Below are 20,678 nucleotides of genomic sequence, written 5' to 3' on the forward strand. Positions count from 1 at the left end.
CCTCTTTTGTCCGGACCCGTCGCGGACGATCCACCCATCCCGGCCGCCGGACCCTCCAAGCCATTGGAATGTCGGTGGAAACACCCTGCCGGATCAGCATCGATCGCCTTACTGTCTGCCCCTTGACGGGAGCGGACGGAGCGTTCTTGGATGCGGCCGGACAGGGAAAACCGGGAATCAACCCAAGGCGAACCCTGGGGAAATCCGGCGAAGCCAGTAACATGGCGCGCTATTTGACGGATTTTCCGGGTTTAGACCAAGGAATGCATAGTTTCGCTTAAACGATTGCGCGTTCGTCCGTCGTGCGGTAACGACGGCGAAATTCGTTGCGCTCGAAACTCTCCCGCGAGAGGGCGGGCGGAGGAGGAGAATGGGATGAATTTCACGCAGCAGCAGAAGAGTCCCGGCCGACAGCTTATGGGCTTCGTCGTCGTGGTGCTCCTGCATGTTGGCTTGATTTACGCGCTGGTGACGGGCCTCGGCACGAACATCGTCGAGGTGATCAAAGCTCCGATCGAGACGAAGATCATTCAGGAGGTGAAGCCGCCGCCGCCGGACGTGCCGCCGCCGCCGCCGCCGCCGAAACTGGCAGCGCCGCCGCCGCCGTATATTCCGCCGCCGGAAATCCAGATCGCACAGCCGCCGCCGCCGACGCCCATGGCGACGGTCGCAACGGTCGCCCCGCCGGCACCGCAAGCCCCGCCGGTGGCCCGCGTGACGGCGCCGTCGGTACCGGATAGCGAAGTGAGCGCGCGGCCGATATCGGGTGGCTCGCCCAAATATCCGGCCCGCATGCTGGATCAAGGTCGCGAAGGCCATGTTGACGTCACTTGCGACGTCGATACGGACGGCTCGACCTCCAATTGCACCGTGACGAGCGTCACCGGAGGGCAGGCTTTTGCAGACTCGGCTTTGGAGTACGTGAAATCGGCACACTACAAGCCGCGAATTTTGAACGGGGTCGCGGTGAAGGAACCGCATCACACGTTCAGCATCGGCTTCACGCTGAAGTAGCGCCGGCAACGACACGGCAGATCAACAGATAAAGGCAACTCGGGACCTCCGCACCGCGAAGACGACGGAACCCGACCTTCCGGAGACACCATGATCAAGACCAACAGCCTGACGGCCCTCGCAATGGCCCTCCTCCTCGCCGCCGCCCCGCTCGCCTCGACCGTGGCGCTGGCCCAGACGGCGCCGGCGGCCCCGGCTCCGGCGGCGACCGCGCCGGCCGCACCGCCTCCTGCAGCGGCCGCTCCGGTGGCCCCGGCCACGCCGGCTCCGGCCGACGCGAGCGCCCCGCCGGCGGCCGCTCCTGCCGCAGCCCCGACCGACGCGCCGGCCCTGGCGGCCCCGCCGGTCGGCCCGGCACCGACGACCGAGGCGGTCGACAATCCCTACGGCCTCGATGCCTTGTGGAAGGGCGGCGATTTCGTGTCGCGCGGCACGCTGGTCATTCTGGTCATCATGTCGGTCGGCACCTGGTACATCATGATCATCAAGGTGTGGGAGCAGTCGCGCCTGTTCTCGGCCGGCAAGAAGGCGAACAAGAGCTTCTGGACGGCCGGCTCGATCCAGGAGTCGGTCGGCAGGCTGAAGCCGACGAGCCCGTTCCGCTACATCGCCGAGAGCGGCGTTTCGGCGAGCGAGCATCACGAAGGCACGCTGGTCGAGCAGATCGACCTCAATACCTGGATCACCATGTCGATGCAGCGCGCAGTCGAGGCGATCCAGAGCCGGCTGCAGGGCGGCCTGGCCTTCCTGGCGACGGTCGGCTCGACGGCACCGTTCGTGGGCCTGTTCGGCACGGTCTGGGGCATCTACCACGCACTGACCGCGATCGGCATCGCCGGCCAGGCCTCGATCGACAAGGTCGCCGGTCCCGTCGGTGAGGCGCTGATCATGACGGCGATCGGTCTCGCGACCGCTGTTCCGGCCGTGCTGGGATACAACTGGCTCGTGCGCCGCAACAAGTCGGGCATGGAGCTGGTCCGCAACTTCTCGTCCGACGTCCACTCGGTGCTGCTCTCGGGCAGCAACCCGGGCAAGGGCGCTGCCGCCCGGGTCGCCTGACCATGGCGATGAACGTCGGCTCGCCCGACGGGGGCGGCGAGGACGAGGTGGTGTCGTCGATCAACACGACACCGCTCGTCGACGTCATGCTGGTGCTGCTGATCATCTTCCTGATCACGATCCCGGTGGTGACCCATACGGTGCCGGTGGTGCTGCCGAAGGAAACCAACATCCCGACGCAGACCAAGCCGGACAACATCAACCTGTCGGTCAACAAGGACGGGGACCTGTTCTGGAACGAGCAGCCGGTGGCCGACTTTCCGGCGCTGGTCGAGCGGCTGAAGGTGGTGGCGGTCAAGGTGCCGCAGCCCGAGGTGCATATTCGAGGCGACTCGAACGCGCGCTACGAATTCGTCGGCAAGGTCGTCATGAGCTGCGAGCGGGCCGGCATCTTCAAGATCGGCTTCATCACCGAACCGCCACCGCACGGCGGTTGAGGACGAACGGCCCGCCGGCACCGCCGGCGGGCCTCCGGACCAGATTTGCGGACCAGATTTAAGGAACGAACCCCATGGGTATGAATGTCGGATCCGGCAGCGAGGGCGGCGATCCCGAGGTGATGGTGGACATGAACACCACGCCGCTGATCGACGTGATGCTCGTGTTGCTGATCATGCTGATCATCACCATCCCGATCCAGACGCACGCGGTGAAGCTCGACCTGCCGGCCGGCAATCCGCCGCCGCCGCCGGCGCCGCCCGAAGTCGTCACCGTCGACGTCGATTTCGACGGCACGATCCTGTGGAACGACGAGGTGGTCGATCGCCAGGGCCTGGACGCGCGCATCCTGACCGCGGCGGCCCAGCCGGTTCAGCCGGAGCTGCACCTGCGACCGAACAAGCTGGTGACCTACAAGTACGTCGCCGCCGTCATGGCCGATGCCCAGCGCCTCGGCCTGACGAAGCTCTCCCTCGTCGGTAACGAACAGTTCATCGACGCGAACTAAAAAAGCGGCGTTGTTGAAAGCGAGGCTGTATTGCAGCCTCACTTTTCGTATCTTTCGGAATCTTCTTTTCCGCCCCCATTCGGAATCCCCATCAATGACGCGTTTCCGCCTTCTGTACGTCGGTCTCGTCGGTGCCGGCCTCGGCCTTTCCATGCTGCCTCACTCGCCGCTCGGCATCGCCGCCGCCCAGGCGCAGGAAGCGGACAAGCTCCGCCCCGAAGTCGGCAAACCGCTGCAGAAGGCGCAGGATTTCGTGAAGCAGCACAAGCTGCCGGAAGCGACCGCCCAGCTTCACGACGCCGAGAACGCCAAGAGCAAGACGGCGTACGAAAGCTTCGTGATCGAACAGGTGCGCGGGTCGATCGCCCAGGCGTCCGGCGACACCGCCGCCGCCGCCAAGTCCTACGAGACGCAATTGGCGTCCGGCCGCGTCACCGGCGCCGAGCAGACCAAGCTGGTCCTGGCCGTCGCCAGCATGAGCTACCAGGCCAAGGATTATCCGAAGGCGATCACCTGGTTCACCCGCTATTTCAAGGAAAGCGGCGCCGACCCCGCGATGCGGACCTTCCTGATCCAGTCCTATTACCTGTCGGGCGACTATGCCAGCGCCGGCAAGGCCCAGGCCGATCAGATCCAAGCCGAGGAGAAGGCCGGCCAGAAGCCGCCCGAGGACCAGCTCCAGCTGCTTCAGGCCTGCCAGACCCAGACGAAGGACAACGTCGGCTTCTCCAACACCATGGAAAAGCTGGTGACCCTCTATCCCAAGAAGGACTATTGGGCGCAGTTGATCCATGGCCTGCAGGTCAAGCCGGGCTTCTCCGACCGTCTGACGCTCGATCTCGATCGGCTGCAGCTGGCCGTCGGTACGCTCGCGACCTCGGCGCAATACATGGACATGGCGCAGATCTCGCTGCAGGCGGGATTGACCGGCGAAGCCAAGGCAGTCGTCGACAAGGGTTATGCCGCGGGCGTGCTGGGAACCGGTGCCGAGGCCGCTCGTCAGCAGCGCCTGAAGGATCTCGTGACCCGGACCATCGCCGAAGACCAGCAGACAGCGGGCAAGGCCGATGCCGATGCCGCAGCGGCGAAGGACGGCCAGGCGCAGCTCGACCTCGGCGCGAAATACGTCAGCTACGGCCAGTTCGACAAGGGCATCCCGGCCATGGAAGCGGGTATCCGCAAGGATGCGCTGAAGCATCCCGAGGACGCCAAGCTGCACCTGGGCCTTGCCTACCTGGCCGCCGGCCAGAAGGCCAAGGCCGTCCAGATGCTGAAGACGGTCGGCGGCACGGATGGCACGGCCGACCTTGCCCGCCTGTGGATCCTGCAGATCGGCAAGGTCTGAGCCCACCCTCTTCTCGTCGCATGAAAAAAAGGCCGGCAGCCCTCGGGGTTGCCGGCCTTTTCCATTGGGGGGCGTCGCGGGCTTCAGGGGGCGAACGACAGGAAGCGCGAGGGGTGGAAGTTCAGGACGTTCTCCTCCCAGCCCCGCAGCCGGGGCGACACGATCGCCCGGTAGACCGGAAAATTCAGCGGCAATACCGCCGCATCGTCGATCAGCACCTGCTCGGCCCGGCCGAGGAGCTTCGCCCGCTGCACGGCATCGACCGTCCCCGACGCCTTCTCGAGCAACACGTCGAAGGTCGGGTTGGCATAGCCCGCGTCGTTGAGCTCGCCCGCCGCCGTGCGATAGCCCGACAGGAGATCGTAGGCATCCGCATAGGAACCGTTGATCTGGTCGTACGCGATCTGGAAATCCCGTTCGCGCAGGTTGGCCAGATAGACCTGCCATTCCCGATTGACCAGAGTCAGCTCGATGCCGCAGCAATCCTTCCACATGGCGGCGATCGCCAGCAGGATGCGTTTCTTGTCGCGATCGGTCTGATACACGATCGACAGCTTGAGCGGCCCGCCCTTGCCGGCACCCGATTCCTCATAGAGCTTGCGGGCGGCAGCCAGCCGGTCCGCCTCGTTCATCTCCTTGTAGCTGAGCGTCTGGGGTTCGTAGCCTTCGACCCCGCCGGTGATGAAACCATAGGCAGCGATCTCGCCGGCCGGCTCGACCTTGTCGCTCAGCACCCGGCGATCGATCGCCATCGACAGCGCCGTGCGCAATTTCAGGTTCGACGCCAGCGGCTCCATGCGCATGTTGATCGCCAGATAGACGACGGCCAGTTGTGGCGCCAGGTGGAGGTGGTTGGGGATCGTCCGCTTCGCCCAGTCCAGCTCGCCCGCCGGCACCCGGGAAATGTCCAGCTCGCCGGCGCGATAGCGCTTCAGCGCGGTCTGGTCGTCCTCGACCACGACCCAGTGGATTTCGTCGAACGCGACCCCGGCGGCCTCGCGATAGGCCGCGTTCCGCTTGAGCACGAGCTCGGATTGCGGTGCCCAGGACGTGAGCACATAGGCACCGTTCGAAACGAGGTTGCCTGGGCGGCTCCACTGGTCGGCGAATTTCGCCAGGGCGGCGCGATTGATCGGTGCCGCCGCCGCCGTCGCCAGCAGGTTCGGCAACAGCGGCATCGGATGTTCCAGGGTAAGGCGCAGCATCGTCGGATCGATCGCCGCGGCGCCCAGCGCCGCCAAATTCTTCTCCGCGCCGGCGATGATGCGCGTGGCGTTCTCCAGCACGTCGAACATCTGCGCGGATGGCGACGCGGTGGCCGGGGCGACGAGGCGTTGAAAGGCGGCGACGAAATCGTCGGCCGTCACCGGCGTGCCGTCGGACCATCTCGCGTCCGGCCTCAGATGGAAAGTCCAGACCAGGCCATCCGCCGAGGTTTCCCACCGGTCCGCCACACCCGGAACCGGGCGGGCGCCGGCATCATAGGTCGTCAGGCCTTCGAACAGATCCATCTCGATATTCTGTTCCGGTCCGCCGGAAGACTTATGCGGGTCGAGCGTTTCCGGCTCGACCTGGCTGGCCCGCTTGAGGATCGTCGCGGCACCGGCCACCTCGTGCGTCGCCGCCAAGCATAGCGTCGACAGCGTGATCATCAGACCATGTGCGAGGATACGTCGTCCCAACCGGCTCAAAGGGTCTGTCCCAGAAAACGCTTCGGGGCCGCCTTGGGCGGCATGGGGATCGGTGGCGGCGACGGCGTCAACGCGGCGGTCACCTTCTTTTCGAGCGCGTCGCGGGACAGCGGCTTGATCAGCAGGCCGTTGAGCTTCAATCCCTGGGCGGCCAGGACGCTCCGCGGCTCGGCTTTCCACGTCATAATGACGATCGGCAGGTCGCGGCGGGGCGGCACGCGGCCGGTCCGGATGTCCGCGGCCAGGTCGAAGCCCGATCGCGCACCGAGCTGCCAGTCGATCAAGGCGAGGTCGATCGTCGTCGACGCCAGCGCGTGCTCGGCATCTTCGGCGCTCTCGACCGAGACGACCCGTTCGAATCTGAGCTCACGTAGCGCCGCCTGGATCATCTGGCGGACCATTTCGGTGGGATCGACGATCAGCGCGGTCTTGCCCCGGCCGATCATCAAATGCTCCGCGCCATTCGGCGGCCCATCCCGTTCAAGAACATGCTCATCGCTGCTGATCGTCAAATAGTTTGCTCGAGGATTTGATACCCGCAAATACTTACAAACCCTTTAGTTCGATTTGTTTCAGAAAGCGGGCGGCGCCGATGCCCGCCCAGCGCCCCGTCGCAAAGCAGGCCTGCAGCAGATAGCCCCCGGTCGGCGCTTCCCAGTCCAGCATCTCGCCGGCCAGGAAAACACCCGGGCGGGTGCGTAGCTGCAGATCACCATCGAGCGCTTCCCACCGGACCCCGCCGGCGGTCGAGATGGCCCGATCGATCGGCGCGGCGCCGGTCGCGACCAGCGGCAGGGCCTTCAAGGCCTCGGCCCATCGTCCGGGTGCATCGTCGATCACGTCCGGCCGGGTCGCGCGCAGCAAAGCGGCCGCGATCGGCGGCAGGTTCGCCGCCTTGCGCAGGAAGTTCGACAGGCTGGCGCCCCGCCGCGGCCGCCCCAGTCGGGCCGCGAGCTCGGCCAACGTCAGATCAGGCTTGAAATCGAGCAGCAGGGTCGCGCTTCCCGCCTCCGCCAGCGCCTCGTGCGGGGTGCCGCCCAGGGCGTAGACGGCGCCGCCCTCGATGCCATACCCCGCGATCACGGCCTCGCCGCGCACCCGCACCGCGCCGATCGCGAGCGCGACGTTCTTCAGCGGCGTGCCGGCGTAGCGCTCGGCGAACCCGTCCGGCCACGCGATGGTGAAGCCGCAATTGGCAGGACGAAAGGGCGCCAGGGACACGTCGAGCCGGCGCGCCCAGGCGCCGTCCGACCCCAGCCGCGCCCAGCTGGCGCCGCCCAGCGCCAGCACGGTCGCAGACCCACGAACATGGGCAACAGCGCCGTCCGGGCCGATGAGACGATGGGCGCCGTCCCCGTCGAAACCGTCCCAGCGGCGGCGCGTATGCAGGCGGACGCCGGACCGGCCCAGCCGTGCCAGCCAGGCGCGCAACAGCGGCGAGGCCTTGAGCCCGACTGGAAAGACCCGGCCGCTGGAGCCGGCGAAGGTCTCGATCCCCAGGTCCCCCGCCCAGGCGCGCAAGGCGTCTGGCGGGAAGGCTTTGAGCATCGGCGCCAGCCGGTCGGCCGCCTCGCCGTAGCGACCGAGGAACCGGTCGAACGCTTCGCCATGGGTCAGGTTGAGCCCCCCGCGCCCGGCCATCAGGAACTTGCGGCCGACCGACGGCATGGCATCGTAGAGCACGATCGGATATCCCTGCCCCGCCAGGCTCTCCGCCGCCATCAGTCCGGCCGGGCCGGCGCCGATCACGGTGACCCCCAAGTCACCGTGATCGATGCCCTCTGGACGCGGGCCCGCGTGGTCGTCGCGCGGTGAGGCGGAATGCTCGGGCATGGGGGAAATATTCCGAAACCTTTTGTGTAAGCCCAAGGCTATACGCCCCGGCGAGACGGCGCCATAATCCGCGCCATGCCCGATCCGTCTCCCGCCGCGACCCTGCTATTCCTCCGCGAGGAGGATCTGCGCCAGGGCGTCGAGCTGCTGTATTTCGCGACCCGCGACTTCGCCGCCGAATGCGATGCCATCCTGGCCGAGCACGATCTCGGTCGGCCCCATCACCTGGCGCTGCATTTCATCGCGCGGCAGCCGCACATCACCGTCTCGGTGCTGGGAGACCTGACCGCTCTCAGTAAACAGAGCCTGGGTCGCGTCCTGGACCTGCTGATCGAGCGCGGCCTGATCAGCCAGCGGCCCGGCCTGAACGATCGACGGCAGCGGCTGCTGACCCTGACCCCGGCCGGGACGACCCTGGAAAAGAGCCTGTCCGACCGGCAGCGGGCGCGCATGGCGCGCGCCTATCGCGACGCCGGTGCCGCCGCCGTCGATGGGTTTCGCAAGGTATTGCTGGGCCTGGTCGCCACCCCGCAGGATCGTCGCCGGTTCGATCGGCCGGCCGAGACGGGTCCACGCCGGTGACGTCGGTCGACGATGATGCCCCGGCGCCGGAAGTCGCTCCGCACCTGCTGATCGTCGACGACGACAGTCGCCTGCGCGCGGTGCTGAAGCGCTATCTGGTCAAGAACGGTTTCCTCGTGACCGAAGCGTCCGATGCGCGCGACGCCCGGGCGAAGCTGAAGTCGCTCGAGTTCGACCTGCTGATCCTCGACGTCATGATGCCGGGCGAAACCGGTTTCGAGTTGCTCAGCCATCTGCGCAAGGAGACGCGTGTCCCGGTGCTGATGCTGACCGCCATGTCGGAGCCGTCCGACCGGATCAACGGGCTCGAGCGCGGCGCCGACGACTACCTGCCGAAGCCGTTCGAGCCACGCGAACTGGTACTGCGCTTGCGCAACATCCTGGCCCGCGTGCCGCCGCCGGCGGCCCCGGTCGAGCCGGTCGCCATCCTGCGCCTGGGCGATTGCGCGCTCGACCTGAAACGTGGCGAATTGACCCGCAACGGCGCCCTGGTCCATCTGACGGCGGGCGAGGCGGCCCTGCTGATGGCGCTGGCCAACCGTGCGGGCGAACCGGTCTCGCGCGAAGCGCTGTCGGCCTATAGCCAGTTCAGCGGCAACGAGCGGACAGTCGACGTGCAGATCACCCGGCTGCGCCGCAAGATCGAGCGCGACCAGAAATATCCTCGCTATCTGCAGACCGTCCGAGGCACCGGCTATGTCCTCAAACCGGACTGAGCCGGGCCGCGCGCCAAGGGCCCGACGATCCAATTTGTTCAAGCGCATTCTGCCGCGCAGCCTGTTCGGCCGGTCGGTGCTGATCCTGGTGACGCCGCTGATCCTGGTCCAGGCGGTCGCGACCTGGGTGTTCTACGATCGGCTGTGGGACACGGTGGTCCGGCGGTTGGCAAGCGCCGCCGCCGGCGACATCGCGCTCACCATCGACGCCCGCACGCTGATCTCCGGTTCCGGCAACGAGGGGCAATTGTTCGAGCTGGCCCATGGTTCGACCGAGTTCAGCTTCGAACTGCTGCCGGGCGCCCAACTGCCCGACCGGGCACCGCCGCCGACCGGCAGCCTGATCGAGCGGCACCTGACGAACGCGCTCGCCGAGCGGGTCGGCCGCCCGTTCCAGATCGACGAAAAATCCCAGGCCGACCAGCACATCATCGACATCGCGATCCAGCTGCCGGACGGCGTGCTCGACGTCGCGGTGCCCCGCTCGCGCGTACTGATCGGCGCGCCCTACATCTTCATCCTGTGGATGGTCGGCACCGCGCTGATCACCTTCGCGCTCGCCACCCGCTTTCTGCGCAACCAGGTGCGCTCGCTGCGCCGGCTTGCCAATGCGGCAGAGGCGTTCGGCAAGGGCCGCGACGTGCCGAATTTCAAGCCGGAGGGCGCCACCGAAGTCCGCCAGGCCGCCGCCGCCTTCCTGGTCATGCGCGAGCGGCTGCAGCGGCAGATCAGCCAGCGCACCGAAATGCTGGCCGGCGTCTCCCACGACCTGCGCACGCCGCTCACGCGCATGAAGCTGGAACTGGAACTGCTGGGCGACGTCGAGGAGGCCCATGGCCTGCGCGGCGACGTGGCCGAGATGCAGCAGATGATCGAAGGTTATCTGGCCTTCGCCCGCGGCGAGGGCAACGAGCAGCCGGCGGTCGTCGACCTGATGGAGTTCCTGCGCGACGCGGTGGCGAACGCCCGGCGCGACGGGACGGAAATCAGCCTGATCGGTCCGGAGGAACTGCATGTGCCGATCCGGCGCGATGCGTTCCGGCGCTGCATCATGAACCTGATCGGCAATGCCAGCCGCTATGGTGGCCACGTCTGGTTGACCGTCATGCCGACGCCGAGTGCGGTCGAGATGATGATCGACGATGACGGCCCCGGCATTCCCGAGGCGCTGCGCGAGGCGGTGTTCCGTCCGTTCTATCGGCTGGAAAGCTCGCGCAACCAGGCGACCGGCGGCATCGGTCTCGGGCTGACGATCGCACGTGACATCATGCTGAGCCACGGCGGCGACCTGAAGCTGGAGACCTCGCCCCAGGGCGGCCTGCGCGCGCGCATGATCGTGCCGCGCTAGCTAAAACAGACGCGCGCCGTTCGGCACCGGCAGGTCCGGTTCGACCAGCACCACAGCGCCGTCGGGATCGGGGAAACCCAGCACCAGCACCTCGGACATGAACTTGCCGATCTGGCGGGGCGGAAAATTGACCACGGCCGCGACCTGGCGACCGACCAGGTTTTCGACCGCGTAATGCACCGTGATCTGGGCCGACGATCGTTTCACGCCGATGTCGGCACCGAAATCGACGGTCAGCTTGATCGCGGGCCTGCGCGCTTCGGGATAGGGCTCGGCCGCAACGATCGTGCCGACCCGGATGTCGACCTGCATGAAATCATCGAAACTTATCGTCATCGGCGGCTATGTCCCTTCGATCTACATCGGAGAACCATAGGCATGACCGCGCCCGGCGCAAAGAAAAAGGGCCGATCCCTGCGGACCGGCCCCGGAGCAAGCGATGCGGCGCTCGCTATTTCTTGGTGTGCTTCTTCACCAGGTCGCGGACTTCGTCGAGGCCTTCGGTCACGCGCTTGTTGATGACCTCGAATGCCTCCTGCTGCGCCTTGCCGACGATCTCGGCCAGTTCGCGGGCATTGCCGAACGCCTTTTCCAGCGCCTGCTTGGCGGCGTCGGTCTGCTTGGTGACGCGATCTTCCGGCGACTGGTTCTGGAACAGCTCGCGCGCGAGGGTCGAGGCTTCTTCGAAACCGGCGCGGAGGATCTCGGCCTGGCGGCGGGCGACGGTCTGCAGACCTTCGATCGCCAACTGGTTGGCCTTGGTCAGCGCTTCGATGTTCTTGCGCTGGGTTGCGAGCACGGTTTCCATGTCCACGCCGGGCAGCTTGAATTCCGCCATCAGCTTGGTGACATCCGTGTCGAACGGGTTCGGAAGCTTGGCCATCGACGTATATCCTCCACAGGGTTTCGGTTGGACGGAACGAACTGCCGCAACTGTTGCGTGGGACCATCTACCGAGGCGCGAGCCTCGTCAAGCGTTTTTGCTGCACTGCAGCAAAAACGCTTGGAACATCCAAATCCGGGGTACTAGGCGACGGCCTCGCCGCCTGGCGCCACCGGCGGCCGGCGCAAACGCATGAACGGTTCCGCCCGCTTCAATGCGCGATCGAGCGACGCCATGGTGCGTGCCAGGTCGGCACTGTCATCCTCCAGCCAAACGCGCACCGTGGCAAGGTACGCGAGCCCCAACAGCTTGACCCGCACGGCACCCTTGAGACCGCTCGCGGAAATGCCCGCGGCCTCCAGCATCCAGCCGAGCGAGCGCGGCAGGTGGCATGCCAGCGCGAGGCCGTCGAGCCGGCCGCGCCGGGCGTCGCGACCCAGTCCCCGAAGACCGGGCTTGTACCGGGCCAGAAGATCGAACCGGTGCATCAGCACCTCGAACAGGCGATCGTGCGGCGTCGCATCCGCCTCGCCCGGCAATGCCACCATCGCCGCATCGACGCGGCGGGCGAAACTCTTCAGGATCGCCCCTTTCGAAGGGAAGACGCCGTAGAGATCGGCCAGGCTGACCTCGGCCGCGGCGGCGATATCGGCCAGGGCCAGCCCGCTCCAGGAACGGTCGGCCGCGAGTGTCAGGGCGGCATCGACGACCGCGCCTTCCAGGTCGGCGACGGGTTTTTGGGAACTGGTCTTCGAGCCGCTGATCTTCCGCGCCATGATCCGGATGCTCTCCTACGCCGATGCAATGATCACATCATATGGCGACCCTTGGGCCCGGTGGCCAGCCCTGTGCGACCGGAAACCCGATCAGCACACGGCGATGACGGTGCCGCCGGTCAGCCTCACCAGGTCGTCGAAGCCGAGCGGGAACACCGCATGGGGATGGCCGGCGGCCGCCCAGATCTCGTCGTAGCGCCGCAGGTCCTGGTCGATGAACACGACCGGCGGCTGCAGATGGCCGACCGGCGCGACCCCGCCGATGGCGAAGCCGGTGACCTCACGCACGAAGGCGGCATCGGCCTTGCCGAGCGGCTGCCCCAGCGCGGCGACGACATTCTGCTCGACCACCCGGTTGCCGCCGCTGGTCACGACCAGCACGGCTTGGCCGGACGTCAGGCGGAAGATGATGGATTTGGCGATCTGCTCGACTGCGCAGCCGATCGCGGCGGCGGCCTCCGCCGCGGTCCGGCAGGCGTCGGGCAGCAGCCGGACCGGCCCTTGGTGGCCGGCGGCGGCGAGCGTGGCGGCGACCCGCTCGATGCCGGGATGCGCGAGGCTGGTCAATCGGCCAGTTCCCGCGACCGACGGGTCGCCGCCGCGATCGCCCGCACCATCAGGTCCGGCACGCCGCCCTCGGCCATCAGCACACCCAGGGCCGCCTGGGTCGTGCCATTGGGGCTGGTGACGTTCTTGCGCAACTGCTCGGCGGATTCACCAGGCGACTGGACGGCAAGCTCGCCGGCACCCGCCACGGTCGTGCGCGCGAGTTTCATGGCGAGGTCGGGCGTCAAGCCGGCGGCGACACCGCCCGCCGCCATCGCTTCCATCAGCAGGAAGACATAGGCGGGTCCGCCGCCGGAGGTGGCGGTCACGACGTCGATCAGCTGCTCGTCTTCGACCCATTCGACATCGCCGCCGGCCTGCAGCAGCCGGTCGCACAGCGCACGCTGCTCTGCGGTGACCCTGGCGTTCGGCACGGCGACGGAGATGCCGCGACCGATCGCGGCCGGCGTGTTGGGCATGGCGCGCACGATTGGAGTCGCCGCCCCGTACAGCGTCTCGAAATGCTCGATGGTCTTGCCCGCGGCGATCGACAGCACGACCGCGCCCCGGCCGACGATGTCGCGATAGACCGGCGCCGCGTTTGCCATCATCTGCGGCTTGACGGCGATGACGACCACATCGGGCGCGAAACCCGCCGGCAGGTCGAGACCCGACTTGACCGCGAGCACCCTGCTGTCGCCGGCGAAGGCATCCGGGCCTGGGCCGGGATCGACGGCCACGGCACGCGCGATCGCCCCACCCTTCAGCCAGCCCGCCAGCAACGCTCCGCCCATCTTGCCGCAGCCGATGAGCAGGACTTCCGTATTGTTTGTCGTCATGAAACGGTTCAGGCCTCGCCCACGGGTTCGATCATGGCGGAGATGACGGCTTCATCGGCCGTCTTGCCGCCCCAGATCACGAACTGGAAGGCCGGATAGAACCGCTCGCACTCGGTCAGCGCCATGTCGACCAGATCCTCGATCTGCTCGACCGAGGCGCCCATGGCACCGCGCAGCAGCACGGCATGGCGGAACATCGGCAGGCTGGTATCGGAGCAGACGTCGAAATGTCCGAGCCACATCTTCTCGTTCACGACCGCCAACAGCTCGTAGACCGGCAGCTTGCGCGCCTTCGGCACCTTCATGTCGAAGCTGCAGGAGAAATGCAGCGCGCTGATTTCCTCCTGCCACACGAACAGCAGGCGATAGTCACACCAGCGGCCGGAGATCTCGACCACCATCTCCTCGTCGCTCGAGCGGTCATGCGGCCATTCGTTGGCCAGCACGATCTCTTCGACCAGGTCGATCGGATTGGTTGCGACAATTTCGGTTTCAGTGGAAAGCGCGGTCATGGCTGCCCTCCTTCAGGGGAGCGTGGGGCCGAAGCATCCGCAGGGTCCGCGTCGGCTTCGATCCCGAGATAATGTATCGATCCGGGAGCCAACCCCAACATACGGTAGGGTGCCAAAGGCTCACGGGGTGTGCAAGCGCCGCGCCCGGCCGCTTGGGCTTACGACGCGTCGGACACCTTCTTCGTGCGAGTCGACGGCGCTTTCACCACGGTCGGCACGGCCAGCGCCGCGGCGCCGGTCAGCTCGGCCAACCGCGACTCCAGGGCCGCGAGCCGGACGGCGAGCGCTTCCTGCTCGGCCCGGGCCCGGGCGGCCATCGTCTGGACCGCGTCGAATTCTTCGCGCGAAACCACGTCCATGCGCCCAAGGACTTTTTCAAACTGTTCGCGCATCCGGGTCTCGATTTCCTCGCGCACGCCGGTCAGCGCGGAGAAGGCGCCGGTCGCGACCCGCGAAAGATCGTCGAGCAGGCGATTGTCGGTTTGCATGGTGCGTCAGCCCCTTCCTGCCTGATAGATCGCCTCATCTTCGCATGCGCTAGCATATTTCCTGCGTCAGGCAAACGTCGATGGGGGCGCATCTGATCCGCGCCGGCTTCTCCGGACCGGCTCGCCAGCGCCGCCGACCGGACCGACGCTTGCCGCCCGCCCGGCCTTCGGCCATAAATCCGGGGGCGGGGCCGCATCGAATGCGTGTCCGCGCTCAAAGCTAAGGAAACGGTTGATATGATCGTCATCACGGGCGGCGCGGGTTTCATCGGCTCGAATCTGGTCGCCGCCCTCGAGGCGCGCGGCGGTGAAAGCCTGGTCGTCTGCGATTGGCTGGGCCTGGGCGACAAGTGGCGCAATCTCGGCAAGCGCGAGCTGCTGGCGATCGTTCCGCCCGAAGAGCTGTTCGATTATCTCGACGAACGCCGCGGCGACATCGAGACCATGTTCCACATGGGCGCGGTCTCCTCGACCACGGAGGGCGACGCGGACCTGATCGTCCGGACCAATCTCACCCTGTCGCAACGGCTGTGGGGCTGGTGCGCCGAAAGCCGCGTCCGGCTGATCTACGCCTCGTCCGCCGCGACCTACGGCGACGGCAAGGCCGGGTTCGAGGACGATTGGTCGAGCGGAGCGCTCGCCAAGCTGACGCCGCTCAATGCCTATGGCTGGTCGAAGCAATTGTTCGACCGCTGGGTCGCGCGCCAGATCGAGCGCGGCTATCCGGCGCCGCCGCAATGGGTCGGTTTGAAATTCTTCAACGTCTATGGGCCGAACGAATATCACAAGGCGGGCCAGCAGAGCGTCGTGGCGCAGATCGCCGACCACGTCATCGGCGGCGGGCGGGCCACTCTGTTCCGCTCCCATCACCCCGACTACGCCGACGGCGGCCAGTTGCGCGACTTCGTGACGGTCGAGGATGTGGTCGCCATCATGATGTGGCTTTACGACATGCCGAAGCTGTCGGGCATTTTCAACATCGGCACCGGCAAGGCGCGCAGCTTCCTGGACCTGGCCAACGCCGTGTTCGCCGCGGTCGACCGCAAGCCCGAGATCCATTTCGTCGACACGCCGGACAATATCCGCGCGAACTACCAGTATTTCACCGAAGCGCGGATGGACCGGCTGCGCGCCGCCGGCTGCCCGGTCCAGCCGACCTCGCTCGAAGACGGCGTGACCGCCTACGTGAAAAACTACCTGACCCAGGCGGACCGCTACCGATGATCGGCGTCATTCCCTATCCCGCGTTCGACCCGTTCGTGTTCCACATCGGATGGTTCGGCATCCGTTGGTACGCGATCGCCTATATCGCCGGCCTGCTGCTCGGCTGGCGCTATTGCCTCTATCTGGCCAAGCGCCCGCCGACGCTGCTCAAGACCATCGACGTCGACGACTTCCTGACCTGGGCTACGCTCGGCGTCGTGCTCGGCGGCCGCATCGGCTACGTGCTGTTCTACCAGTTCGATCTCTACAGCACCGATCCGCTGGAGATCGTCCGGCTGTGGCACGGCGGCATGTCGTTCCATGGCGGCTGCGCCGGCGTGACGATCGCCATGATCCTGTTCTGCCGCAAGCGCGGGATCCCGTTGTTCGCCTTTTCCGATATCGTCGCCAGCGCCGTGCCCCTGGGCCTGTTCTTCGGCCGGCTGGCCAATTTCGTGAACGGCGAGCTGTGGGGCCGCCCGACCGACGTCCCTTGGGCCATGGTGTTTCCAAACGGCGGGCCCGAGCCGCGCCATCCGAGTCAACTCTACGAGGCCGGCCTGGAAGGGATCGGGCTGTTCGTCATCGCCCTGGTGCTCGATCGCGCGTTCGAGGCACGCGTGCGGCCCGGCGTCATCACCGGCGCGTTCTTGATCGGCTATGCCGCCGCCCGGACGGTCAGCGAGCTGTTCCGCGAGCCCGACAAGCAGCTGGGCTTCCTGATCTTCGGCACGACCATGGGCCAGCTGCTGTCGATCCCGTTGCTGCTCGGCGGCATCTGGCTGATCCTGCGCGCCAAGCCGGTGGCGACGACCGTCACCGCCTGAGGCCATGAACCTGCTCGAACGACGCCTGGCCGACGAGATCCGCGCATCCGGCCCGATCGGCGTCGACCGGTTCATGGGTGCGGCGCTCGAGCATTATTACCGCTCGCGCGACCCGCTGGGTGCCGGCGGCGATTTCACCACGGCGCCGGAGATCAGCCAGGTGTTCGGCGAAATCATCGGCCTGTGGGGCGCCGACCAGTGGCAGCGCCTGGGCGGTCCGCTGCCGCTGCGCCTGGTCGAGCTCGGTCCCGGCCGCGGCACCCTGATGGCCGACCTGCTGCGCGCGCTCCGCGTGGTGCCGCCGCTGCGCCAGGCGGTCGAGGTCCATTTCGTCGAGACCAGCCCGACGCTGCGCGAGCGGCAGGCGGAAACCCTGCGGCGGCTTCACCCGGATGTGGCGCCCCGGTGGCACGACGCCCTGGCGCAGGTACCCCAGGGCCCGATGCTGCTGATCGCCAACGAATTGTTCGACGCCCTGCCGATCCGGCAATGGCTGCGCGAGCATGGCCGATGGCGCGAGCGGCTGGTCGGGCTCGACGGGTCGGGCGCCTTCGCGTTCGAGACCGGGCAGATCGGGACGCCGCCGGTGGATCCACCGCTCACCGCAAGCGACGGCGCGCTGTTCGAAACCTGCGAGCCCGGCCTCGCCATCGCCGGCGAGATCGGCCGGCGGCTGGCCGCTGCCCCCGGCGCCGCCCTGCTGATCGATTATGGCCACGGACAGACCGCGGCCGGCGAGACGCTCCAGGCGCTGAAGGCCCATGCTTATGCCCCGGTCCTGGCCGACGCGGGAGAAGCCGACCTGACCGCCCATGTCGATTTCGAGGCGCTCGGCAACGCCCTGGCGGCTGCCGGCGCAAATGTCGCACCATTGGCCCTGCAGGGCCAATTCCTGATCGAGAACGGCGCGAACCTGAGGCTTGAGGCGCTGTTGCGCGGCAAGGACGAAGCGGCCGGCCTACGGTTGAAGACCGGTGTGCGCCGCTTGCTCGATCCCATGGAAATGGGCAGGCTGTTCAAGGTCCTCGCGGCCACGTCCCCCGAACGGAGCCCGCCCTGACCCAGTCGTTCGTCACCCTCCCGACCCTGGCCGATCAGTCCGTGCTGCGCCATGCCTTCTTCACGCGCCAGGGCGGCAGCGGCGACGGGCTCTATGCGTCGCTCAACTGCGGCTTCGGCTCGGATGACGATCCGGCGCGGGTCGAGGCCAATCGCGCCCGCGCCATGGCGCTGCTCGATCTGCCCGCGACCGCGCTGGTAACCGTGCATCAGATCCATTCCGCCGACGTTTCGGTGGTGGAACGACCTTGGCCACGGGCGGAAAATCCGAAAGCCGACGCGATGGTCACCGATCGTCCCGGGGTGGCGCTGGGCATCCTGACGGCGGATTGCGTGCCGATCCTGTTCGCCGACATGGAAGCGCGGGTGATCGGTGCCGCCCATTCCGGCTGGAAAGGCACGCGCGACGGCATTTCCGAGGCGATCGTGGCGGCGATGGAGCGGCTGGGCGCCCGGCGTGGGCGTATCCGGGCGGCGATCGGCCCCGCGATCCAGCAGCAATCCTACGAGGTGGGACCGGAATTCCCGGAACGGTTCACCGCGCTCGATGCCGGGACCGACCGGTTTTTCGTGCCGTCGGTCCGGCCCGGCCATTTCATGTTCGATCTGCCGGGCCTGGTCGAGGCGCGCCTCGTCGCCCTCGGCCTGGGCTCCGTCGAGCGCAGCCACCACGACACGGCCGCGGAGGCGGACCTGTTCTTCAGTTACCGGCGCGCCACCTTGATGGGCGAGCCCGACTATGGCCGAGGCCTGTCGGCGATCGCTCTTACCGACTGACGGCCCGGACTGACCGCCGAGGGAACCCGCTTCATGGCCATCCATTTCACGTCGGACGAACTCGCACAGCGCCGGGCCGCGGCCATCGCCGAGCTGGCGCGGCGCGGCCTGGACGGGCTGCTGATGTTCCGGCAGGAGAGCATGTATTACCTCTCCGGCTACGACACGTTCGGCTACGTGTTCTTCCAGTGCCTGTATCTTGGCGCCGACGACCGGATGGTGCTGCTGACCCGCGCGCCGGACCTGCTGCAGGCCGAGCATACGTCGGTGATCGAGGACATCCGGATCTGGGTCGACGGTCCGGCAGCGCAGCCGGCGCAGGAGCTGAAAGGGTTGCTCGCCGGCCTCGGGCTCGCCGGCAAGAAGCTCGGCGTCGAATGGGACAGCTACGGCCTGACCGCGCGCAACGGCCAGCGCCTGGCGGCGGCGTTCGACGGCTTCGCCAGCCTGATCGACGCCTCCGACCTGGTCACCCGGCTGCGCGCGGTCAAAAGCCCGGCGGAACTCGCCTACGTGCGCGAAGCGGCGAAGCTGGCCGACGCGGCGCTCGACGCGGCCCATGCCGAGATCCGGCCGAACGCGTTCGAAGGCGACATCCTTGCCGCCATGCACGGCGCGATCTTCCGCGGCGGCGGCGACGATCCGGCCAACGAGTTCATCATCGGGTCCGGCGCCGACGCGCTGCTGTGCCGCTACAAGACCGGCCGGCGCCACCTGTCGGCCGAGGACCAGCTGACGCTCGAATTCGCCGGCACCTATCGGCACTATCATGCGGCTCTGATGCGCACTGTCGGCATCGGCCGGGTCGATCCGCGATTGAAGGACATGCATTCCGCGGCCCAGGATGCGCTGTTCGCGGCCGAGGCGGCGCTGAAGCCCGGCAACCCGATCGGCCAGGTATTCGACGCCCATGCCCGCACGCTCGACGCACGCGGCTATCGCCATGCCCGCCTGAACGCCTGCGGCTACGGCATGGGCACGACCTTCGCGCCGAACTGGATGGACTGGCCGATGTTCTACGCCGGCAATCCGGTCGAGGCGGAGCCGGGCATGGTATTCTTCATCCACATCATCCTGTTCGATGCCGATACCGGCCTCGCCATGAGCCTCGGCCGCAGTTCGGTCGTGGGTTCGCGCAAGGCGGAAACACTCTCGACGGCATCGGTCGATCTCGTCATCAAATGAGGCCGCATGGGTCGCTGTCCGGGCCTTCACCGCCGCTTCTGAAAGAATTCGCCTCGATGTTCCGTTTCGCGCGCGCCCCGGGCTCCCCGCTCGCCCTCGTCGTCGGCCTGACCCTCGCCGGCTGCCAGCCCCTGCCCCATCCGTTCGCCGATTCGCAATTGCCGCCCGACGCGCCGATCCTGCAGGTCGCCGACACGGTCGGCATCCTGGTCGAACCGGTCGTCCAGGCCCCGTCGCTGGCCCAGGCGATGGCGACCGCGCTGCAGGACCGGGAAATCCCCGCCGACACCCATGCCGCCAACCGGCAGAGCTATCACCTGAGCGGCGATGCCACGGCGACCCGGGTTTCCGCCGGCAGCGCCATGGTCGACATCCAGTGGACGTTGCGGAATGCCAAGGGCGAGACCGTCGGCAGCGACCGCCAGCAGGCGACCATCGCCGCCGCGGACTGGACCGGCGGCGCCCCCGAGACCCTGGCAGCGCTCGGCAAGGCAGAGGCACCGCGCATCGCCGCGATGATCCAGGAAGCGCCCCCGATCGAGCGCAATCCCGGCCGCCAGATCTTCATCCGCCCGACCGAAGGCGCGCCGGGCGACGGCCGGACCGCCCTGCCCCGGTCGCTGGGCTTCCTGCTGACCCGCGCCGGCGTAAAGGTCACCCCAGACAGCCAGACGGTCGACGCCGTGGTCGTGGCGCCGATGGTGGAGCTGTCGTCGCTGGGCAAGGGCCAGCAGCATGTCCGGATCGTCTGGCACATCTATCGCCCTGATGGAACCGAGGCCGGCGAGGTATCCCAGGAGAACGACATTCCGGCCGGCTCGCTCGACGGATCCTGGGGCGACGTCGGCATGGCGGTCTCGACCGCCGGCATCGACCAGATCATGGGCGTGGTGAAGACGATCCCGTTGAAAAACCCAATCTCGAACTAGGGTTTTCGGCCAACGCCCGCATCCCCTCCATGCATGGCTGGCGGGTTGCTTGCAGGCGTGCGGTTTGTTACAAGTCCGTGCCATTTTCGGGAGGGTGCGCGCTGGGGCGACGCACAGTGT

At 67.4% G+C, this 20,678-nt stretch carries 24 protein-coding genes; 14 read left to right on the plus strand and 10 right to left on the minus strand.

Annotation, left to right across the window (positions count from 1 at the left end; translation table 11 throughout):
- The first annotated feature begins 375 nt into the window (after positions 1-375).
- From VGV37_RS14295 to VGV37_RS14315, 5 genes are all read left to right on the plus strand, one after another.
- Complete coding sequence (locus VGV37_RS14295; RefSeq protein WP_326880369.1) at positions 376-1,014, plus strand: energy transducer TonB; 639 nt, start codon at positions 376-378, stop codon at positions 1,012-1,014.
- Positions 1,015-1,104: 90 nt separating this feature from the next.
- Positions 1,105-2,073: a MotA/TolQ/ExbB proton channel family protein gene (locus tag VGV37_RS14300; protein WP_326880370.1), complete on the plus strand. Its 969-nt coding sequence runs from the start codon at positions 1,105-1,107 to the stop codon at positions 2,071-2,073.
- A 2-nt stretch (positions 2,074-2,075) separates the two neighbouring features.
- The gene (locus tag VGV37_RS14305; protein ID WP_326880371.1) at positions 2,076-2,510 is read left to right on the plus strand and encodes a biopolymer transporter ExbD; all 435 of its coding nucleotides are present in this window, start codon (positions 2,076-2,078) and stop codon (positions 2,508-2,510) included.
- A gap of 74 nt (positions 2,511-2,584) precedes the next feature.
- Positions 2,585-3,019 (plus strand): biopolymer transporter ExbD, encoded by a 435-nt coding sequence (locus tag VGV37_RS14310; RefSeq protein WP_326880372.1) that lies wholly within the window; start codon positions 2,585-2,587, stop codon positions 3,017-3,019.
- 94 nt (positions 3,020-3,113) lie between these two features.
- Positions 3,114-4,364: a tetratricopeptide repeat protein gene (locus tag VGV37_RS14315; protein ID WP_326880373.1), complete on the plus strand. Its 1,251-nt coding sequence runs from the start codon at positions 3,114-3,116 to the stop codon at positions 4,362-4,364.
- A gap of 83 nt (positions 4,365-4,447) precedes the next feature.
- On the opposite strand, the gene VGV37_RS14320 is transcribed toward VGV37_RS14315, so the two are convergent.
- From VGV37_RS14320 to VGV37_RS14330, 3 genes are all read right to left on the minus strand, one after another.
- A complete protein-coding gene (locus VGV37_RS14320) occupies positions 4,448-6,016 on the minus strand; it encodes a peptide ABC transporter substrate-binding protein (RefSeq protein ID WP_326880374.1) in 1,569 nt (522 codons plus the stop codon).
- Between the two features lie 35 nt (positions 6,017-6,051).
- Positions 6,052-6,501: a response regulator gene (locus tag VGV37_RS14325; RefSeq protein ID WP_326880375.1), complete on the minus strand. Its 450-nt coding sequence runs from the start codon at positions 6,499-6,501 to the stop codon at positions 6,052-6,054.
- A gap of 100 nt (positions 6,502-6,601) precedes the next feature.
- Positions 6,602-7,888, minus strand: a complete 1,287-nt coding sequence (locus VGV37_RS14330; protein ID WP_326880376.1) for a TIGR03862 family flavoprotein — start codon at positions 7,886-7,888, stop codon at positions 6,602-6,604.
- Between the two features lie 75 nt (positions 7,889-7,963).
- Here VGV37_RS14330 and VGV37_RS14335 point away from each other — a divergent pair, with 75 nt between their 5' ends.
- Genes VGV37_RS14335 through VGV37_RS14345 form a run of 3 tightly spaced genes read left to right on the plus strand, consistent with a single transcriptional unit; the run spans position 7,964 to position 10,534 of the window.
- Positions 7,964-8,470 (plus strand): MarR family winged helix-turn-helix transcriptional regulator, encoded by a 507-nt coding sequence (locus VGV37_RS14335; protein ID WP_326880377.1) that lies wholly within the window; start codon positions 7,964-7,966, stop codon positions 8,468-8,470.
- Positions 8,467-9,186 (plus strand): response regulator transcription factor, encoded by a 720-nt coding sequence (locus VGV37_RS14340; RefSeq protein ID WP_326880378.1) that lies wholly within the window; start codon positions 8,467-8,469, stop codon positions 9,184-9,186. The genes VGV37_RS14335 and VGV37_RS14340 overlap by 4 nt, the downstream gene beginning before the upstream one ends.
- A gap of 34 nt (positions 9,187-9,220) precedes the next feature.
- Positions 9,221-10,534, plus strand: a complete 1,314-nt coding sequence (locus tag VGV37_RS14345; RefSeq protein ID WP_326880379.1) for an ATP-binding protein — start codon at positions 9,221-9,223, stop codon at positions 10,532-10,534.
- On the opposite strand, the gene VGV37_RS14350 is transcribed toward VGV37_RS14345, so the two are convergent.
- The 7 genes from VGV37_RS14350 to VGV37_RS14380 form a co-directional block, all read right to left on the minus strand.
- Positions 10,535-10,870 carry a tRNA-binding protein gene (locus VGV37_RS14350; RefSeq protein ID WP_326880381.1) on the minus strand — a complete coding sequence of 112 codons (336 nt, stop codon included), beginning with the start codon at positions 10,868-10,870 and terminating at the stop codon, positions 10,535-10,537. It abuts the gene before it with no gap.
- 115 nt (positions 10,871-10,985) lie between these two features.
- On the minus strand, positions 10,986-11,417 hold the full coding sequence (locus tag VGV37_RS14355) for a phasin family protein (protein WP_326880382.1): 432 nt from the start codon (positions 11,415-11,417) through the stop codon (positions 10,986-10,988).
- A 143-nt stretch (positions 11,418-11,560) separates the two neighbouring features.
- The gene (locus VGV37_RS14360) at positions 11,561-12,193 is read right to left on the minus strand and encodes a TetR family transcriptional regulator (RefSeq protein ID WP_326880383.1); all 633 of its coding nucleotides are present in this window, start codon (positions 12,191-12,193) and stop codon (positions 11,561-11,563) included.
- Positions 12,194-12,283: 90 nt separating this feature from the next.
- On the minus strand, positions 12,284-12,760 hold the full coding sequence (locus tag VGV37_RS14365) for a YbaK/EbsC family protein (protein ID WP_326880384.1): 477 nt from the start codon (positions 12,758-12,760) through the stop codon (positions 12,284-12,286).
- Positions 12,757-13,578: a pyrroline-5-carboxylate reductase gene (proC, locus tag VGV37_RS14370; protein WP_326880385.1), complete on the minus strand. Its 822-nt coding sequence runs from the start codon at positions 13,576-13,578 to the stop codon at positions 12,757-12,759. Before proC ends, VGV37_RS14365 begins: the two co-directional genes overlap by 4 nt.
- A gap of 8 nt (positions 13,579-13,586) precedes the next feature.
- Positions 13,587-14,090: a YbjN domain-containing protein gene (locus VGV37_RS14375; protein ID WP_326880386.1), complete on the minus strand. Its 504-nt coding sequence runs from the start codon at positions 14,088-14,090 to the stop codon at positions 13,587-13,589.
- A gap of 158 nt (positions 14,091-14,248) precedes the next feature.
- Complete coding sequence (locus VGV37_RS14380; RefSeq protein WP_326880387.1) at positions 14,249-14,578, minus strand: accessory factor UbiK family protein; 330 nt, start codon at positions 14,576-14,578, stop codon at positions 14,249-14,251.
- A 237-nt stretch (positions 14,579-14,815) separates the two neighbouring features.
- Here VGV37_RS14380 and rfaD point away from each other — a divergent pair, with 237 nt between their 5' ends.
- From rfaD to VGV37_RS14410, 6 genes are read left to right on the plus strand one after another with little or no spacing between them, the layout of a single operon-like run.
- On the plus strand, positions 14,816-15,802 hold the full coding sequence (rfaD, locus tag VGV37_RS14385) for an ADP-glyceromanno-heptose 6-epimerase (protein WP_326880388.1): 987 nt from the start codon (positions 14,816-14,818) through the stop codon (positions 15,800-15,802).
- Entirely contained in the window at positions 15,799-16,608 is an 810-nt protein-coding gene (gene lgt, locus VGV37_RS14390) for a prolipoprotein diacylglyceryl transferase (RefSeq protein WP_326880389.1), read from the plus strand. Before rfaD ends, lgt begins: the two co-directional genes overlap by 4 nt.
- Positions 16,609-16,612: 4 nt before the next feature.
- On the plus strand, positions 16,613-17,668 hold the full coding sequence (locus VGV37_RS14395; protein WP_326880390.1) for a class I SAM-dependent methyltransferase: 1,056 nt from the start codon (positions 16,613-16,615) through the stop codon (positions 17,666-17,668).
- 41 nt (positions 17,669-17,709) lie between these two features.
- Positions 17,710-18,444, plus strand: a complete 735-nt coding sequence (pgeF, locus tag VGV37_RS14400; protein ID WP_326880391.1) for a peptidoglycan editing factor PgeF — start codon at positions 17,710-17,712, stop codon at positions 18,442-18,444.
- Between the two features lie 33 nt (positions 18,445-18,477).
- The gene (locus tag VGV37_RS14405) at positions 18,478-19,629 is read left to right on the plus strand and encodes a Xaa-Pro peptidase family protein (RefSeq protein ID WP_326880392.1); all 1,152 of its coding nucleotides are present in this window, start codon (positions 18,478-18,480) and stop codon (positions 19,627-19,629) included.
- Between the two features lie 56 nt (positions 19,630-19,685).
- Positions 19,686-20,558 (plus strand): hypothetical protein, encoded by an 873-nt coding sequence (locus tag VGV37_RS14410; protein ID WP_326880393.1) that lies wholly within the window; start codon positions 19,686-19,688, stop codon positions 20,556-20,558.
- The last annotated feature ends 120 nt before the right edge of the window (positions 20,559-20,678 follow it).

The sequence above is a fragment of the Aliidongia sp. genome (genome assembly GCF_035943795.1).
Classification (GTDB): domain Bacteria; phylum Pseudomonadota; class Alphaproteobacteria; order ATCC43930; family CGMCC-115725; genus Aliidongia.

Bases quoted from the DNA above. Each gene is read 5' to 3' on its own strand.
- VGV37_RS14295 (WP_326880369.1), top strand. From the start codon at position 376: ATGAATTTCACGCAGCAGCAGAAGAGTCCCGGCCGACAGCTTATGGGC.
- VGV37_RS14300 (WP_326880370.1), top strand. From the start codon at position 1,105: ATGATCAAGACCAACAGCCTGACGGCCCTCGCAATGGCCCTCCTCCTC.
- VGV37_RS14305 (WP_326880371.1), top strand. From the start codon at position 2,076: ATGGCGATGAACGTCGGCTCGCCCGACGGGGGCGGCGAGGACGAGGTG.
- VGV37_RS14310 (WP_326880372.1), top strand. From the start codon at position 2,585: ATGGGTATGAATGTCGGATCCGGCAGCGAGGGCGGCGATCCCGAGGTG.
- VGV37_RS14315 (WP_326880373.1), top strand. From the start codon at position 3,114: ATGACGCGTTTCCGCCTTCTGTACGTCGGTCTCGTCGGTGCCGGCCTC.
- VGV37_RS14320 (WP_326880374.1), bottom strand. From the start codon at position 6,016: ATGATCACGCTGTCGACGCTATGCTTGGCGGCGACGCACGAGGTGGCC.
- VGV37_RS14325 (WP_326880375.1), bottom strand. From the start codon at position 6,501: ATGATCGGCCGGGGCAAGACCGCGCTGATCGTCGATCCCACCGAAATG.
- VGV37_RS14330 (WP_326880376.1), bottom strand. From the start codon at position 7,888: ATGCCCGAGCATTCCGCCTCACCGCGCGACGACCACGCGGGCCCGCGT.
- VGV37_RS14335 (WP_326880377.1), top strand. From the start codon at position 7,964: ATGCCCGATCCGTCTCCCGCCGCGACCCTGCTATTCCTCCGCGAGGAG.
- VGV37_RS14350 (WP_326880381.1), bottom strand. From the start codon at position 10,870: ATGACGATAAGTTTCGATGATTTCATGCAGGTCGACATCCGGGTCGGC.
- VGV37_RS14355 (WP_326880382.1), bottom strand. From the start codon at position 11,417: ATGGCCAAGCTTCCGAACCCGTTCGACACGGATGTCACCAAGCTGATG.
- VGV37_RS14360 (WP_326880383.1), bottom strand. From the start codon at position 12,193: ATGGCGCGGAAGATCAGCGGCTCGAAGACCAGTTCCCAAAAACCCGTC.
- proC (WP_326880385.1), bottom strand. From the start codon at position 13,578: ATGACGACAAACAATACGGAAGTCCTGCTCATCGGCTGCGGCAAGATG.
- VGV37_RS14375 (WP_326880386.1), bottom strand. From the start codon at position 14,090: ATGACCGCGCTTTCCACTGAAACCGAAATTGTCGCAACCAATCCGATC.
- VGV37_RS14380 (WP_326880387.1), bottom strand. From the start codon at position 14,578: ATGCAAACCGACAATCGCCTGCTCGACGATCTTTCGCGGGTCGCGACC.
- rfaD (WP_326880388.1), top strand. From the start codon at position 14,816: ATGATCGTCATCACGGGCGGCGCGGGTTTCATCGGCTCGAATCTGGTC.
- lgt (WP_326880389.1), top strand. From the start codon at position 15,799: ATGATCGGCGTCATTCCCTATCCCGCGTTCGACCCGTTCGTGTTCCAC.
- VGV37_RS14395 (WP_326880390.1), top strand. From the start codon at position 16,613: ATGAACCTGCTCGAACGACGCCTGGCCGACGAGATCCGCGCATCCGGC.
- VGV37_RS14405 (WP_326880392.1), top strand. From the start codon at position 18,478: ATGGCCATCCATTTCACGTCGGACGAACTCGCACAGCGCCGGGCCGCG.
- VGV37_RS14410 (WP_326880393.1), top strand. From the start codon at position 19,686: ATGTTCCGTTTCGCGCGCGCCCCGGGCTCCCCGCTCGCCCTCGTCGTC.